The organism is Dyadobacter sp. BE31 (assembly GCF_031457695.1).
Taxonomy (GTDB): domain Bacteria; phylum Bacteroidota; class Bacteroidia; order Cytophagales; family Spirosomataceae; genus Dyadobacter.
Genome location: NZ_JAVDXA010000001.1, coordinates 1,676,608 through 1,691,195 on the forward strand (window position 1 = coordinate 1,676,608; position 14,588 = coordinate 1,691,195).

General features: G+C 46.4%; 17 protein-coding genes. 10 read left to right on the forward strand and 7 right to left on the reverse strand.

The genetic code is table 11. From position 1 onward, the window contains the following. Positions 1-55: 55 nt before the first annotated feature. Positions 56-667: a hypothetical protein gene (locus tag J2Y43_RS07015; RefSeq protein ID WP_309980644.1), complete on the forward strand. Its 612-nt coding sequence runs from the start codon at positions 56-58 to the stop codon at positions 665-667. A gap of 244 nt (positions 668-911) precedes the next feature. Continuing rightward, positions 912-1,160, forward strand: a complete 249-nt coding sequence (locus J2Y43_RS07020; protein ID WP_309980643.1) for a hypothetical protein — start codon at positions 912-914, stop codon at positions 1,158-1,160. A 215-nt stretch (positions 1,161-1,375) separates the two neighbouring features. Here J2Y43_RS07020 and J2Y43_RS07025 read toward each other — a convergent pair whose 3' ends face one another. The 5 genes from J2Y43_RS07025 to J2Y43_RS07045 form a co-directional block, all read right to left on the reverse strand. Next, positions 1,376-2,038: a hypothetical protein gene (locus tag J2Y43_RS07025; protein WP_309980642.1), complete on the reverse strand. Its 663-nt coding sequence runs from the start codon at positions 2,036-2,038 to the stop codon at positions 1,376-1,378. A gap of 328 nt (positions 2,039-2,366) precedes the next feature. Further along, positions 2,367-2,651 carry a hypothetical protein gene (locus tag J2Y43_RS07030; RefSeq protein WP_309980641.1) on the reverse strand — a complete coding sequence of 95 codons (285 nt, stop codon included), beginning with the start codon at positions 2,649-2,651 and terminating at the stop codon, positions 2,367-2,369. A 126-nt stretch (positions 2,652-2,777) separates the two neighbouring features. Further along, the gene (locus J2Y43_RS07035) at positions 2,778-3,011 is read right to left on the reverse strand and encodes a helix-turn-helix transcriptional regulator (RefSeq protein WP_309980640.1); all 234 of its coding nucleotides are present in this window, start codon (positions 3,009-3,011) and stop codon (positions 2,778-2,780) included. A gap of 192 nt (positions 3,012-3,203) precedes the next feature. After that, complete coding sequence (locus J2Y43_RS07040; protein WP_309980639.1) at positions 3,204-3,683, reverse strand: hypothetical protein; 480 nt, start codon at positions 3,681-3,683, stop codon at positions 3,204-3,206. Between the two features lie 137 nt (positions 3,684-3,820). Next, on the reverse strand, positions 3,821-4,243 hold the full coding sequence (locus tag J2Y43_RS07045) for an Imm50 family immunity protein (protein ID WP_309980638.1): 423 nt from the start codon (positions 4,241-4,243) through the stop codon (positions 3,821-3,823). 136 nt (positions 4,244-4,379) lie between these two features. Between J2Y43_RS07045 and J2Y43_RS07050 the strand changes: the two genes are divergently transcribed. From J2Y43_RS07050 to J2Y43_RS07085, 8 genes are all read left to right on the forward strand, one after another. Further along, positions 4,380-5,420: a PD-(D/E)XK nuclease family protein gene (locus J2Y43_RS07050; RefSeq protein ID WP_309980637.1), complete on the forward strand. Its 1,041-nt coding sequence runs from the start codon at positions 4,380-4,382 to the stop codon at positions 5,418-5,420. 80 nt (positions 5,421-5,500) lie between these two features. Continuing rightward, positions 5,501-6,685: a hypothetical protein gene (locus tag J2Y43_RS07055; protein WP_309980636.1), complete on the forward strand. Its 1,185-nt coding sequence runs from the start codon at positions 5,501-5,503 to the stop codon at positions 6,683-6,685. Between the two features lie 556 nt (positions 6,686-7,241). Continuing rightward, positions 7,242-7,778: an antibiotic biosynthesis monooxygenase gene (locus J2Y43_RS07060; RefSeq protein ID WP_309980635.1), complete on the forward strand. Its 537-nt coding sequence runs from the start codon at positions 7,242-7,244 to the stop codon at positions 7,776-7,778. A 70-nt stretch (positions 7,779-7,848) separates the two neighbouring features. Then, positions 7,849-8,430, forward strand: coding sequence for a class I SAM-dependent methyltransferase (locus J2Y43_RS07065; protein ID WP_309980634.1), 582 nt, complete (start codon positions 7,849-7,851; stop codon positions 8,428-8,430). 145 nt (positions 8,431-8,575) lie between these two features. Next, positions 8,576-8,794, forward strand: a complete 219-nt coding sequence (locus tag J2Y43_RS07070) for a hypothetical protein (RefSeq protein WP_309980633.1) — start codon at positions 8,576-8,578, stop codon at positions 8,792-8,794. 75 nt (positions 8,795-8,869) lie between these two features. Next, on the forward strand, positions 8,870-10,171 hold the full coding sequence (locus J2Y43_RS07075) for a glycosyltransferase (RefSeq protein WP_309980632.1): 1,302 nt from the start codon (positions 8,870-8,872) through the stop codon (positions 10,169-10,171). A gap of 73 nt (positions 10,172-10,244) precedes the next feature. Then, positions 10,245-12,032 carry a 7TM diverse intracellular signaling domain-containing protein gene (locus J2Y43_RS07080; protein ID WP_309980631.1) on the forward strand — a complete coding sequence of 596 codons (1,788 nt, stop codon included), beginning with the start codon at positions 10,245-10,247 and terminating at the stop codon, positions 12,030-12,032. A 2-nt stretch (positions 12,033-12,034) separates the two neighbouring features. Continuing rightward, positions 12,035-12,676, forward strand: a complete 642-nt coding sequence (locus J2Y43_RS07085) for a response regulator transcription factor (RefSeq protein ID WP_309980630.1) — start codon at positions 12,035-12,037, stop codon at positions 12,674-12,676. Positions 12,677-12,681: 5 nt separating this feature from the next. Here J2Y43_RS07085 and J2Y43_RS07090 read toward each other — a convergent pair whose 3' ends face one another. Both J2Y43_RS07090 and J2Y43_RS07095 read right to left on the reverse strand, forming a co-directional pair. Then, positions 12,682-13,830 carry an NAD(P)/FAD-dependent oxidoreductase gene (locus J2Y43_RS07090; protein ID WP_309980629.1) on the reverse strand — a complete coding sequence of 383 codons (1,149 nt, stop codon included), beginning with the start codon at positions 13,828-13,830 and terminating at the stop codon, positions 12,682-12,684. A 25-nt stretch (positions 13,831-13,855) separates the two neighbouring features. Beyond that, positions 13,856-14,578 carry an AraC family transcriptional regulator gene (locus tag J2Y43_RS07095; RefSeq protein ID WP_309980628.1) on the reverse strand — a complete coding sequence of 241 codons (723 nt, stop codon included), beginning with the start codon at positions 14,576-14,578 and terminating at the stop codon, positions 13,856-13,858. Positions 14,579-14,588 lie beyond the last annotated feature (10 nt).

Sequence of the window (14,588 nt, forward strand, 5' to 3'; positions counted from 1 at the left end):
AATTAAATTATATATATTCACTTTTGATTTTCATTTACTTCCGATACACTAAGCCATGCGCTGCCCACTAACAACCAAACTTGCAAGTATTCTCCTTCTCTCAGCGATGATGCCATTGTTATCCAACTGCTCGGGCCACAAAACCACAGATCAATGGGACGACGCCACAATCGATGCTAATCTTTCTAAAGACTCGATTTACAAACAGCTTGACAAGGAAAAGGAGATATTTTCAGCACTTGACGATAGAGATCCACTCGCAAGGAGGACAAGCAATGTCTCGTACTTCTCTGGCAAGCGAATTGACCTCAGTGACACCCAATATGCAAAGTACAATAATTGCAGAGCCTATTTCTGGAACACCGATACTTTATCGATTAAAATCGGAATCGGCAACGGTTTCGGTGGACAAGGCTTTATAATCAACTACAAAGACAAAACATTCTACACGGAAGCATACCTTGCAACAGACAACATTATTCCGTGGGAGGTAAAGCCGACACACAAGATCGTATACCAAAAACTGACATTGGATAAACCCAAGTATGTTGTTGGAGATAGTCTTTTTGGAAAAATAGAATTCAAATCCATTGAAACAGACAATGAAGGCGAAAGAACTGAGCATTTTGGGAAAGGTCATTTTAGAACAAAGGTGTCTAAATTTTAGTGTAGGCGATAGCTTTCAAAGATCGTCGAAATGTCGAACCCCCATGTCACTTGGAGCCCAGCGATACAAGGTATTGCTGGCTGCTTCGCACCTTTTCGCTTAAAGAGGAAAGGGAAGATGAAGGGAAGAACCGTTATTATCGTGTACAAAAGCGAGAAATGAACGACTTTCGTTAAAAAACACAAGTGCCGGGCATTTTTGTGTTACAGACGATGTTAAAAATATAAACATTCTCACTTACAAAATGGACTTACGAACGACATTATCCGTCAACGAGAGTTTTCTCGAAATGTTGACAGACTGCAAAAATCGTGGAGCAAAAGCGGAAATGATATTGGACATCAACGGGCTCGAACGGGCAGAGGGCATCATAGATGAGATCCACACAAACGATCCGCAACCTTACATCAAACTGCAAGACGGAAGGGTCATTACAGAGAAAACAATCATCGCTCTCAATGGACTTTTCCGGCCTGAATATTCGGGGTGCTAGAATAGGTATATTAACGCTCATGAACAGATCTGCCAATGAATGCTATTCGGCATTCTGGAAAAGGACGGCATCAAGGCAGTGACACGGCAGAACTATGAAGGGATGCTGTACGGGATTACATATATTGATCACCGCACATGGTGCGTCTTCAATGGCAGTGCATTGGGCAAGCAATATAGTCCTAATGGGATTTTGGATCAAAAATCCCGAAGAGGTTACCCTATCGCAGTTTCCATCACGAGCCTGCCTTCCTCGTCATAATTCAAGTTCAGCCTGTCCAGTAAAATTTGCGAGAGCTCTTTTCGGTTAATGGTGTCTGGATTTCGTCTAGCTACCAAATAATTGTTTCTGGTAAGATGTCTTGCGAGATCGGCAACGGTCACGTGATCCAACTCTTTACCAAACTGATAAGCTATTTTTCCAATCAATATGACAGCCAAGAGTAAGGGCAAGAAGATTCGCGTATCATAGAATAGCCCTCCTATCGTAACAAACCCAGCCGTCCAGATTATGTTTGATAGCCATTGAGGCGGACTCAATATATTGAGAGCCATTCCTAATTCCCGTTCGAGCGCTTTGACTGTCGAAATGCGGCCTTGTCTTGGCAGGAGGTCTTCTAGCGGAGTTGCTGGCTGTATCGGGCAAACAGAATCCAAATTGCTAAATGCTTCACGAAGCTTGTAAAATGCTTGCTGAGACGTGCAGGTTTCAGAATTGCTTAACGGCACTTTGTTAACGATGACATCAAAAAGCTGCCCAACAGACTTCACGCTTACAAAATCGTCATTATCGAATTTCACGTTAAACTCGCTTTTGACAGATGCTATCAAATCCTCAATATCGTCGTAGTGATCACTGTGCAATGTAAGAATCGCCATGTCTGTACGTTTTAGGTCTCTAGCATTCAACTCGGGCCGAAATATAAGCGTTTGCAACTCAGCGCAACAAAAGTTACAAAGCAAAATTTGCCGCCTACAAAACCCCAGGCTATTTACCGCGGCTAGGCGCCTTCGGCTGCCGCCGCTCCTTAAACCGCCTGAGGCTTTGCAGCCAAGGGGTAAACCCGCCAATTTTTACTTTGAGTTATAAAGGCGATTGCACTGCTTTGAAAATTGATTTATCATCAAATAAAAAACTGATGGACAATCGAACGGATGCAAGGACAATGCGGCGACATTCATTCGCTGCGCCGCCTGTAGCGTCTTCTTACAACAACTCCTCCAACCTGTCCTCTATATCGCTAGGAAGTAGCTGTTCGAATGTTTTCATATAAATATGGTCCATTACTGCGTACATCCCACTCCTTCTGTTCCCTAGATATTTAGATACATCTTCTACCGTTGGGTAGTGCATCGGGTTATGAAAGAAGCCTCGCCAGTCTTCTATTGCCCGATAAACCAACAAAAGTTGCTTTAAATTAACCTCAATTGTTTCCGCATCAGAAATTGGACTCAACAGTTTTTCAATCTCTTTGACTGATTTTGCTTTCATAATTCACGTTACCTTCATTCGACAAACTTAGTACTTTACCGAACAGCTAAATCTTAGATGACAATGACGTCGATTAAAGTCATTGCTATCATGCGGAGAAGATTTGAAGCCCGTTTTGATAAGCGGCTATTCGCTCGATTTACCAAGCAACTTCAAATCCTGCAACTTCCTGCCCAGCTCGTCATCTGCGGCTAATTTTAGAAAATCTTCATTCAGATTTAGAACCCTCAAAACATTGAAGTATGCACCAATAGAAACACGCGGATTGCCTTTTTCAATGTGGTACAGCGTGGTGCGGTCGATTCCTCCCCGTTCAGACACCTGAATAGTCGTAAGTTTCCGCCGCTTGCGAGCCAGCATTATGTTTTCTCCGAATTTTTGCAGTATTTCAGAAATCTAGGAAGAAGAACCAGCTTTGGGGTTGCAATAATGCTGATTATTATCAATAAAAATGTCGAAAGTGTTGTTAAACGACAACATAAGCAGTTATGAACCGATGCATTTTCTCTCTGACAGATTATTTTATCGACCAAGCCTTCTGCTCTTATACTGTCAACCATCCTTTTGGATCGCTGCGATGAAATTCAGTGCTGCCTTTGCAAGGTCGCTGTCAGGGTACTCCTCGAGCATTCGCTTATAGAAGAATATCGCTTTCTCACCTTCTCCGATTTGGCTGTAACAGAAGGCAATGTTGTTCAACGCCATTTCTCTGAACGAAATTTTCGAGGAACTTAGAAGAGTCAAATACCGGTACTTATCAATCCAAGGATAGCTATCTAGAAAGTCATAGCTAGACTGAAACCTGGGAATTGCATTCCTAAAATCACCCTCTTTGATAGATTTGACAGCTTCATTATGATCCTTCAATGCAAGGAACCGGAGCAAATTGGATATTACGATATAAGTGCCTGCCCCAAAGATCACGAACTGATCAGTTCCCACTAAATAATAAACTATTATTAAAAAGGCCATGAAACCTAGCTGAGGAATCAACGAAACCCAGGCGATCTGCTTTGCGACAGGAAGACTCATAAGTTTGAGATCAATATTGGTAGGTGTGTAACTTATCAGGAATTTCCGACAATCCGGCCAATCAAAATTCCGTTAACGAAAATATAACCGCAGGCTGAATATGACACTTGCAACATTGCAGTCGACACCACCAAAAATCAATTGTATTCGGAACCTGCCTTGTAAGCATTTCGGTACGCACTTATTGATTGAAGATATATCCAGCTCGAACGTATTACAAGCACCTCAGCATTAGAACTACTGGTAAGAGTCATTCTTTTGCTACCGCTGTCTTCAAGTATGCATATTCGGGTTACCATAGACACTGGTGAGTTCAAATCGAATTTCTCGATTCTGGCCTTTATCAGATCGAATGTCAGTTGGACTGTATTTATTTCGTTTGCCTGCCACTTCTTGGGCAACTCCCCAGGCAGCGTGGTGATATCAATTTTTATCGTGATGATCGTATCTTCACCAACCGTGATCTTGATTTCATGAAGAGTAACATTTTCAAGCGGTGGGATACTATCGCGGTAAATTGCTCGTATCGCTTCGGATTTTTCAATTAGTGATAGCCACATCTTCGCTGATTTTGATAATCTCCGCAGCAATGTACATTAATTCACCACACAACTTAAGTGCATCTATACTAACACCCACTGATACTCCTAATTTCACGATCAGATTTGCATAAATTTTATCATTCCAAAAACACATATGAAGGAAATCCAAACCCCGAACATCTTCAAACTAGCAACAAAGGAGTTAAGCCAGGATGCATTCTTTGCATGGCTATTGCAGTGGGCCGATGAAAAGTACGGTGGTATCAACCCGGATTTGAATCATACTGCACAGGATTTCGTAAGGAAGCTCATTGGGCAACCTAAGACCTATGCCGTAATGACAGTAGAGGTTGGCAGGCAATGGCACAATATCGATGTATGGGCAGAAATTAATGGGGAATATTTTATCAGCATAGAGGATAAAACTAATACCGGCAGGCATTCGAATCAACTAGCACGTTATAAGGAACTCGTTGAAAGTGAATTCGGTGGTAAGCCACACAAGCTCATATTTATATATCTCAAAACCGGGAACGAAAGTCTTTCATCGTTGGATCTGATTAAGAGCAAAGAAGGATATAAAATCGTTGATAGAAGGACGGTGTTGGAAATTCTCGATACCCGCTCCGTAACCAACGATATCTTTAATGACTTTCGATCACATCTAGGACGATTGCAGGAGCTCACAGATTCTTGCTCTAATTTCAACGCAGTCAAAACTAACGAAAGTGCCGCCCAAGGCTTCTATCTAAACCTGCAAGAGCTTATTCCCGAACATACTGACTGGAACTACGTTTCTAATCCCACCGGCGGATTTTGGGGATTCTGGTATCATTGGGTTGAAATCAACAGCTTTAAATTATACATCCAAATCGAAAATAGAATCGGAGTCGATATACAGGTCAAGGTCAAAATTGAAGGCAGGGCGCCAAGCATAGACTATTTGAACCGCGTGTGTTCTAAACTAAGCGAACTTGGGTCAAAATATGGACTTCTGGTCATTAGGCCCCAAAAGTTAAGGCTCGGGAATACATCTACGCTCGCTATTGCAGTGAATGCTCTTCAATCGACTCCAGATGAAGAGCTTGATATGTCGCGCGTTCTGAACAACCTTCAAAATCTACAACTAGTACTCGATGACTATGCTTTGACAGATGCTGCTCAAACTAACACCAGCGCCTCTACGCTCGCTTAAATAAACTCAACGGAAAATTATTGACTATGATAGCAAATGGGAAGAGACAGAATGGGCAACCTCTGTTAATCTCGAACAACGTGGCCAGCAGTATAGAGCGAGTAGCACTGCATTGCAACGAGTTTAGCGAGAACTGGTTGCAGAAACTCATACACGAAAACCCATCACTTCTTCCAATCAGTGAAATTGAGTCCGGATTTGCACCCGCAATTTCTATGGGGAGGGAAATAAAAACGAATGCTGGATTTATAGATAACCTGTTTATCTCACCAGAGGGCTACTTAACAATTGTAGAAACCAAACTTTGGCGGAACCCACAGGCAAGAAGAGAGGTGGTTGGGCAAATCATTGACTATGCTAAAGAATTAAGTAAATGGACTTTCTCCGAATTGGATTCCAGCCTGCGAAATTCCGTTCACATATCTGATGGCTTAATCGCAAAGGTACGCAAACAGCCAGGATGCGAAGACATCGAGGAACATACCCTGATCGACAACATCAACAAAAACCTAAGAAGAGGACGTATCTTACTTTTAATCGTTGGAGACGGGATTCGTGAAAGCGTTGAAGAAATGGTGGCGTATCTGTCACAATCTCCCCAGCTACACTTTACATTGGCACTGGTCGAACTGCAAGTATACAGGCTTGGCGATTCTATTGATCCTTTGTTAGTCATTCCACAAGTCGTGACCAGGACAAGGGAAATTACAAGGGCTGTTGTACGCGTAGAAGGAGACTATTCTACTGGATTAACTTTAAATATCGACAGCGACCTGGGGACTGAACCAGAAACATTGCAAAGAAGATCATCAGGACGAACCACACTTTCAGCCCAGGATTATTTTGAGCAGCTGCTGCAAAATACAAATTCCTATACTGCCGAATTTGTGAAAAAGGTGATAGCAGATAGTCAACAAATTGGCCTAACTGTTGAATGGAACACATCCAGTTTTGGACTCCAATTCCCTGATCCGGCCGGAAGCGGGCTAAGAATTAGTATTATGACATTTGATAAAAGGGGTCAAATCATGTTAGGCTATGCTGAAAAGCAGCTTGAAGCCCTAGGTATTCCATCCAATATCAATCACCGTTTCTGCGCCGATTCGGCTGCGATTTTTATCGGACTTGCACCAAACCCTCTTAAACTGGGAAGCTGGAACCGAAAAGTCGCAATTTCAGAGCTAATTCCTTTGTATGACCGTTTTATGAAAAAGCTAGAAGCATACCTCGACGAAATAGCAAATCCTCGAATGACATTGGACTAAGTCTACCATTTCCAGAGCAAACGAATTTTTGCTATTTTTACCTTGCAACATCACAGTTACCAAAGCCAAAAAACACAGGCATTTTCCAAACTTTGAACACCAAAAACCACCCGAAAACAGACTCAAAAACCAGCGAAAATCCGACTTAAACACCTCAATTTTCGCCAAAAGAATTATACATAACAAATATACTGCTGTACTATATGTATAAAAAATAGTGAGTCTTTCGTGTAGTTCACTTCAAATACGGGAGACAAAAACTTGATTACAAGTCAATTAAAGGCAAAGTTCGGGACCCGTCTCCCTCCCCAAGTTTTCAAGGTCCTGAACATTCAGGACCTTTTTTTGTGCTCGTAAATGGAATGGAACCACAACAACAAGGACCGCTGCCACAGCCAGGTATTCCTAAACCTTCCTCCATCTTCTCGAAACTCTCCATTTTGTCCTTACTCAAAGATAACAAGAGAAACCTTAGTGTTTCACCCTATGGAAGTGGCATTATTAAAGATTTGATTTATATTATTGCCTCCTGTTAGAACTTGACAATCGCTTCCCCATGCCCATCCACGTAGCCATCACCCGCAAAGTCCTCCCCGGAAAAGAAGAAGAGTTCAAAGAAGCTTTACGACGCTTTCTGGGCGATTCATTTCTACACGGCGGTGTCCACGGCGCGGCGATGATGACGGCACTGCCGGGCAGCGAAAGCCGCGAAATAGGCATATTAAGGACCTTCGCCGATCAGGCTGAGCGGGATGCATTTTATAATTCGAAGCTATTCAAGGATTGGGAAGCTTATGCATCGACGCTGACGGAAGAACCGGTCTACCGGGAGCTTACGGGCCTGGAAGCCTGGTTCCGTTCTCCGACTGCGCCGCCGAGATGGAAAATGGCAGTTGCGACGCTTTGCGGTGTATATCCCACGAGTTTATTCTTAACCTATGTGCTTGGCCCATTCATTCAGGGACTGCACCCTGCGTTCAGGACATTGATTGTCGCCGGATGTATGGTTGGATTACTTACCTGGGTTGTGATGCCGCAGGTTACGAAGGTGCTGAAACCTTGGCTAACCGGAAGTCGGCGAAGTAGTAGGTAAGATCACTGGTCACAGAAATGGCTGCACCCGAATGCAGCCACAGTACTGAACAAAAAGCAAAGACTACCCCATGGACAAATCAAATGGATACGAAACCCATGCAACAACTTTTATCCGCTGTCGCTCGAAAGGCATCGATGGAGTCGGCGCGGCGTCCGTCCGGCAATGGGCCAGGTCATTGCCTCCAAATGCAACGGTGGTGGATGTAGGTTGTGGCGCTGGCGACCCGATTTCGAAGGCGTTGGTGGAAGAAGGTTTGAGCGTTTACGGAATCGACGCATCAGCTTCGATGGTTCAAACCTTCCAGCGGAGTTTCCCGGATAGCCCCGTCGCGTGTGAAGCCGCCGAAGACTCTTCATTTTTCAACCGGCAGTTCGATGCCGTCATTGCCTGGGGGCTGATGTTCCTTTTGCCGGAAGAAACACAGGAAATGGTGATTCAAAAAATGGCCAATGCACTGTACGCTGGCGGAAAGCTGTTATTTACCGCTCCGGCCCGGCAAATGCAATGGAAAGATGCCATTACAGAAATAGAGTCGCGTTCGCTTGGCGCGGATCGATACCGAGCGTTGCTAACCGCCGCGGGGCTTTCGCTTATCGAAGAATTCGAAGACGAAGGGGGCAATCATTACTACCATGCGGTTAAGCATTAGACAAGCCCCCTCCCCCCTTCCCCAATATGAGCAGTACTACCCATAAAAATGGGTGTTAGCCTCCATTTTACGCGGGTACTCCGGCTGGTAATTTTGTGATGTCGAAAGACAAAGACATGTATCTGAATCACAAAGTCTGTCAGCCATGAAAACATTCTTCAAATCGATCCTGAGTATATCGCTGTCCATTCTGAGCCAGTCGTGCGAAACAGCGACTGAGTCTGCGGCTCCCGTACGCCCAACCTCGGGGCAGTCCGTACAGATCGGCAACGGGGCTTTCACGCGTGAAGAGGAAGCTCCGTCCGGTCCGTTTTACGGCACAAAAAGTGTCGAGGTCGCATTCGTCCTGGCGAATATAAACTGACCCGTCAACCTTGCACCAATACACTATTAATCAATAGCATACATCTGTTTACAATAATATCAATTCCAGTTAGCCATGAAAAAAATACTCTTTGCCAACATGCCTTACGAAGGCCATTTCAATCCCCTCACGGGTATCGCCATGCACCTGAAATCACTCGGTCACGATGTGAGGTGGTATTCAGGAAGCATTTTCAAAGACAAAATCGAGCGTCTCGGCATTCCTTACTACCCTTTTAAGAATGCGCTTGATTTCAACCAGCACAATGTACATATCCTTTTTCCAGAGCGCGACAAAATACGTGGGACTATCGGAAAGCTGAAATATGACCTGAAAACCGCATTTATCCTCAGGTCGACAGAGTTTTATGAAGATATCAGGGAGATTAACGAGTCGTGGCCCTTCGATTTGCTGATCAGCGACATCGCATTCACCGGTATGCCGTTTGTGAAGGAAAAGCTGAACAAAAAAGTGGTGTCGGTGGGCGTGTTTCCACTCGTCGAAACTTCCCGGGATTTGCCTCCTACCGGGCTCGCTATGACGCCTTCGACCAGCTTTTTCGGGCGCAGAAAACAGGACCTGCTTCGCTTCTTCGCGGACAAGGTTATTTTCCGGGAAGCCGCGAACCTCTTCGCCAGCCTTTTCCGCGAGCATGGAATGGTGCCGGTAGAGGGAAATATATTTGATGTCCTCGGTAAAAAAACGGACCTTATGCTGCAAAGCGGCACCCCGGGATTCGAATATAGCCGGTCCGATCTGAGCAAGAAAGTCCGGTTTGTAGGGCCGCTCCTACCCTTCTCGAAAGGCAGCACGCACGTTACCGACCTCGGCGATCAACTCAGAAAATATGAAAAGGTGATCCTGGTCACACAGGGCACACTGGAAAGGGATCCGGAGAAGATACTGGTTCCTACGTTGGAAGCATTTAAGGACACGCCCGTGCTGGTGATCGCTACCACAGGCGGTATGGGCACGGAGGAGTTGCAGGCGCGGTACCCGCAGGAGAATATCCTTATACGCGACTTTATCCCTTTCAACGATATCATGCCGCATTGCGACGTCTACGTCACGAACGGGGGTTATGGAGGCGTAATGCTGGGCATACAAAATCAACTGCCACTGGTTGCCGCCGGTATTCATGAAGGCAAGAACGAAATCAATGCGAGGATCGGTTATTTCAAATTGGGTATCGATCTTAAAACGGAATTTCCGACGCCGGCGCAAATCAGGACGGGTGTGGAAAAAGTACTGGCGGATGATACTTATAAGAACAATGTCAAAAAACTCAGCCGGGAATTCAAAGATTACAACCCTCAGTCACTTTGTACGAAATACATCGATGACCTTCTCGATATCAAAACACCTGTCCTGAACTGATATAATGTTACCCATCGGTCGATTCGTAGTCATTTTACACTTGCTGTCCGCTATGGCCGCAATGGGTCAAAACATGGAACCGCCTGTAATCGAGCTGGTTTACGGGCGGCCCAATTATCCTGTCGGGCGCAATATGCTGGTATTGGAAGACCCTACCCATCAATTACAACACAGCGATGTGGAAGCCAAGCCAGAGCTATTCCGGCCAATGACGCAGGAAACGCTGAATGTTGGCCCCAGCGCCTCCACGTTCTGGCTGAAAATGCGGGTGGTCAGCAGAACGCCGGCCGAATGGTTTCTCCACGTAAAGGCGCCATTCCTCCAACAAGTCGACCTCTTTGTGGAAACGGCGCATAGTTACGACAATTGGGTTAATTACATCACGAATGTAGGCTCGGCATTGCCGTTCCGCGAACGCCCCGTCCTCAGCAACCAGATGGTCCTGCCGCTTAACCTGGTCTGGCGGGACACTACGACGATCTACATGCGCGTACGCAGCAACTCCATCATACGCGTGCCGCTTGAAATATCGAGCCTGCAATACATTTATGAAAACAGCCAGAAGACCGACATCGCGCACGGATTTTACTACGGGCTGATCGCCGCGCTGATCATTTATAACTTATTCGTATTCATTTCAATACGCGAGCACACTTACCTGTACTATGTGTTTTACATTTTCTTCGTAGCATTGAATATCGGTTACAGCAAAGGCCTCTTTCTGCAATTTATCGTCCCTGATTTCCCACAGGCCAACCATTCGAACTATACAGGCAGCCTTGCTTTTGTATTCGCATTGCTTTTCACCAATTCATTCCTGAATACAAAGCACTATTGCCCGCGGCTGCGGAAACTGGGCTGGCTGATCGTCGTGTCGTGCGTGGCCGTCGTTGGGTTTTCACTGTCCGGGCATTTATTACAGGGTTTCCAACTGAGCTGGCTCACGGTGGGCTTCTTCCTGATCTACTCCAATGTTGTCGGTTTTACGGTACTGAAACAAGGTTTCAAGCCGGCCAGATACTACCTGATGGGCTTCACGGCATTGCTGGCCGGTATTTTTATTTTTATGATGAAGGACATGGCTATTTTCCCGGAGAACTGGTTTACAGAAGGCGCCTACCAAATCGGTTCCGGCCTGGAAGCCATTATCCTTTCCTTTGCATTGGCCAATAAGCTCAATACATTTAAAAGGGAAAAAGAACTGACCCAGGCAGAGGCGCTGGCACAGGCCACACGCTTTTCGCAGCAACTGATCGGCTCGCAGGAGAGCGAGCGCAAGCGTGTCGCAGCCGAACTGCACGACAGCCTGGGACAAAGCCTGGGAATGGTCAAGAACAAGGTACTGATGATCAAAAGGGATACTGAGAAACCTGAATTGCGCGAAAAACAGATCAGGGACCTCGAAGAAATGGTCACGGAAGCCATTCAGGAAGTCCGGAATATTTCCTACAATTTACGGCCGCTGCATCTGGAACTGCTGGGGATCACGCAGTCGCTGCGCAGCTTACTGGAAGATGTGATCGAAACGGGCCTGATCGACGTGGAAACAGACATTCAAAACTTTGATAATATACTCTCCAAATCCAATGAAATGAACGTTTTCAGGATCGTTCAGGAGTGCTTTAACAACATTCTCAAACACGCGCAGGCGACGGCGGCGCGCATCCATATCAGCAAAACAGACGCAATGATAACCATACGTATAGAAGATAACGGTGTCGGCATCGGACCCGCCTCAACCGGCAAAGGAGGTTTCGGTATGATCGGCATCCGGGAGCGGCTCAACATCCTCAACGGCCAGATCGAGATCCTGGAAAACAAACCGTCCGGTACCATTATTGACATTCAAATTCCCTTTTGACCATGGAAATCAGACTGCTGATCGCCGACGACCACCCTATATTTCTGAAAGGGCTCAAAGAAGTGATCGAAATGGATGCCGATCTGAAAGTGGTCGTCAGCGCCAAAAACGGCCAGGAAGCGCTGCATGCATTTCAATCCCAAAACGTGGATGTTGTGGTGCTGGACATCGACATGCCGCGTATGAACGGACTCGAAGCGGCGGAAGCAATGCTGCAAATCCGGCCAACGCTTCCGGTCATTTTTCTTACGATGCATAAGGAAAAGGCCCCTTTCCTGAAAGCCCTCGAAATAGGCGCGATGGGCTATGTGCTTAAAGAAAATGCCGTTTCCGACATCGTACATGCCATTTACAAGGCCAAAGACGGCGACCTTTACCTAAGCCCCGAAATATCGGCCTACCTGCTCAAAAAGACCTCAGCCCTGCAACGGCAATCGAAAAACGACCTGAAAGCATTGCTTACGCCTTCCGAAACGCACATTATGAAGCTGATTTCGGAATACAAGTCCAGCAAGGAAATCGGCGAAGAACTTTTCATCAGTGAAAAAACGGTATCTAATCACCGGATGAATATTGCCAAAAAGCTGAACCTGACGGGGAAGAACAGTCTGCTGCGGTTTGCATTGGAGCAAAACTGGGGGTAACAGGGCTATTCCCCGCTCATCATCGCCACCATTTGAGGTATCGGATCCGCCGAATGCAGCATTTCTGTCATTTCCAGGCTCACTTGCGTGATTTCCGACGCCCTTTTCAGCATCCGATGTTCATATTCGGCAATGGCGGCGCGAATGTCGGGAAATACGTCGGATGTCAGACATTCGGCCAGTTCAAATGCGTCTTGCATGGCCATATTTACACCTTCGCCTGCGTATGGAGGCATTCTGTGGGCGGCATCGCCAAGCATAGTAAGGTTAGGCAGAGATTCCCAATGTTGGTCGACGGGAAAGTGGTACTGCGGCCGTGAAATGAGCCCTATTTCGTCGCTGGCGAACAACTCCCGCCACACGTCGTTCCATGACCCGAATGCTTCTTTAAACCAGCCGAATACCTCGTCTTTTTTGCCAAAATCGATACCACTTTCCTGTACCCAGTTTTCACCCACTTTACAGCCGGTGTAAAACGACAGGCTTCCTTCTCCTTTGGCACTCAGAATCAACGACTGCTCATCACCAAATGCAAAGATCTTCCCGCCTTTTACCAGTTCCCAGAGGCACGGTGCATTGATGGACGCATTATAAATATTGCCTTCCACGATCGTTACACCGGAATACAGGGGCGTTATTGTTGTTAAATAGGGCCGGATTCTGGAATTGGCGCCGTCAGCGGCAATGACGACGTCGGCATAAGCGCGTGTCCCGTTTTTGAAATGCATTAGCCAGCCTGCGTCCTGCCGCTCCATCGAGACAAACTGACTGTCCCACACCACCGTACCTTCTTGCAGCGATTCGAGTAAAATTCTTCGCAAGGGAGCCCTGTCAATCTCCGGCCGGTCCTCTGCAAATGCCTTTTCGGTCACGTGGTCATCCACGTGAATATCTCCATGCTTATCCAAAATCCTCATTCGCCCGGCATCGGGCCGGTAGTTATCATAAAATGCATCCAGCAGACCGGCCCGCCGCAGTGCCTCCAACCCCGACTCCTCGTGCAGGTCGAGCGTGGCGCCTTGTACGCGCGCGTCTTTGCCGAAATCTCGTTCGAACACATGCACGTCAGCGCCTGCCATTTGGAGCAATCTTGCCAATGTTAAGCCCCCCGGCCCGCCGCCGACAATCGCTATTTTTAGATGGTTAAGTATCATAATTTCTTTTGTTTATGACACAAAACTAGGCTCGCGGCAGGGTCGAAAATTGGATAAATCGGTCGTTTTTATTTCGTGCGAGCTCTTTGGGAACAACGCCCGCGTATTTTTTAATCTCCCGGATGAAATGGGACTGATCGGCATAATTTTCATCGGGAAACAGCCTTCCCTCCCTGATGTGCAGAAATGAAGCCCTGAAACGGATGATATTGCAATAGGTCTTTAAGGATACGCCAATGGTATCGCGGAAATAACGGTTGATCTGCCGGCTCGTCCAGAAAGTCTTCTCGGATAATTCACCCACACTAATCGCGCCGTTAGTCGCATAAATCAGGTCGAAAAGTTTCCTTTTGCGCTCATCAATGCGCTTTTTGACCATACCCGCGATGTTCTCCGTGAGCTTTGCACAAAACTGTTCGATATCCTGAAACCCATCCAGGGGTACCCCAAAGAAGTCGGCAGGCAGAACGGTGGCGCTGTCGGGCAGGATCGGCAAAAAATCTTTGAACAAATACGTAGCGGCAAGCGGCCGGAAACTGATGCTGAAAAGAGTAAAATCCGGTGGGATCTCCGCCCGCGAAGGCCCGCTCTCTAACCCGAGCAACACAATACCCTGCCTTTCGCCGAACGAGAAACTCGCATCGATCCGGCCGTCGGGCAGCACGGTAACCGCCAAAGGCTTTCCTGATTTGTTGGTCAGCATCCAAAAACTCTCCACCAAATGGGCGATCTCCTCAGCCGGAGGCATTAACCAATAA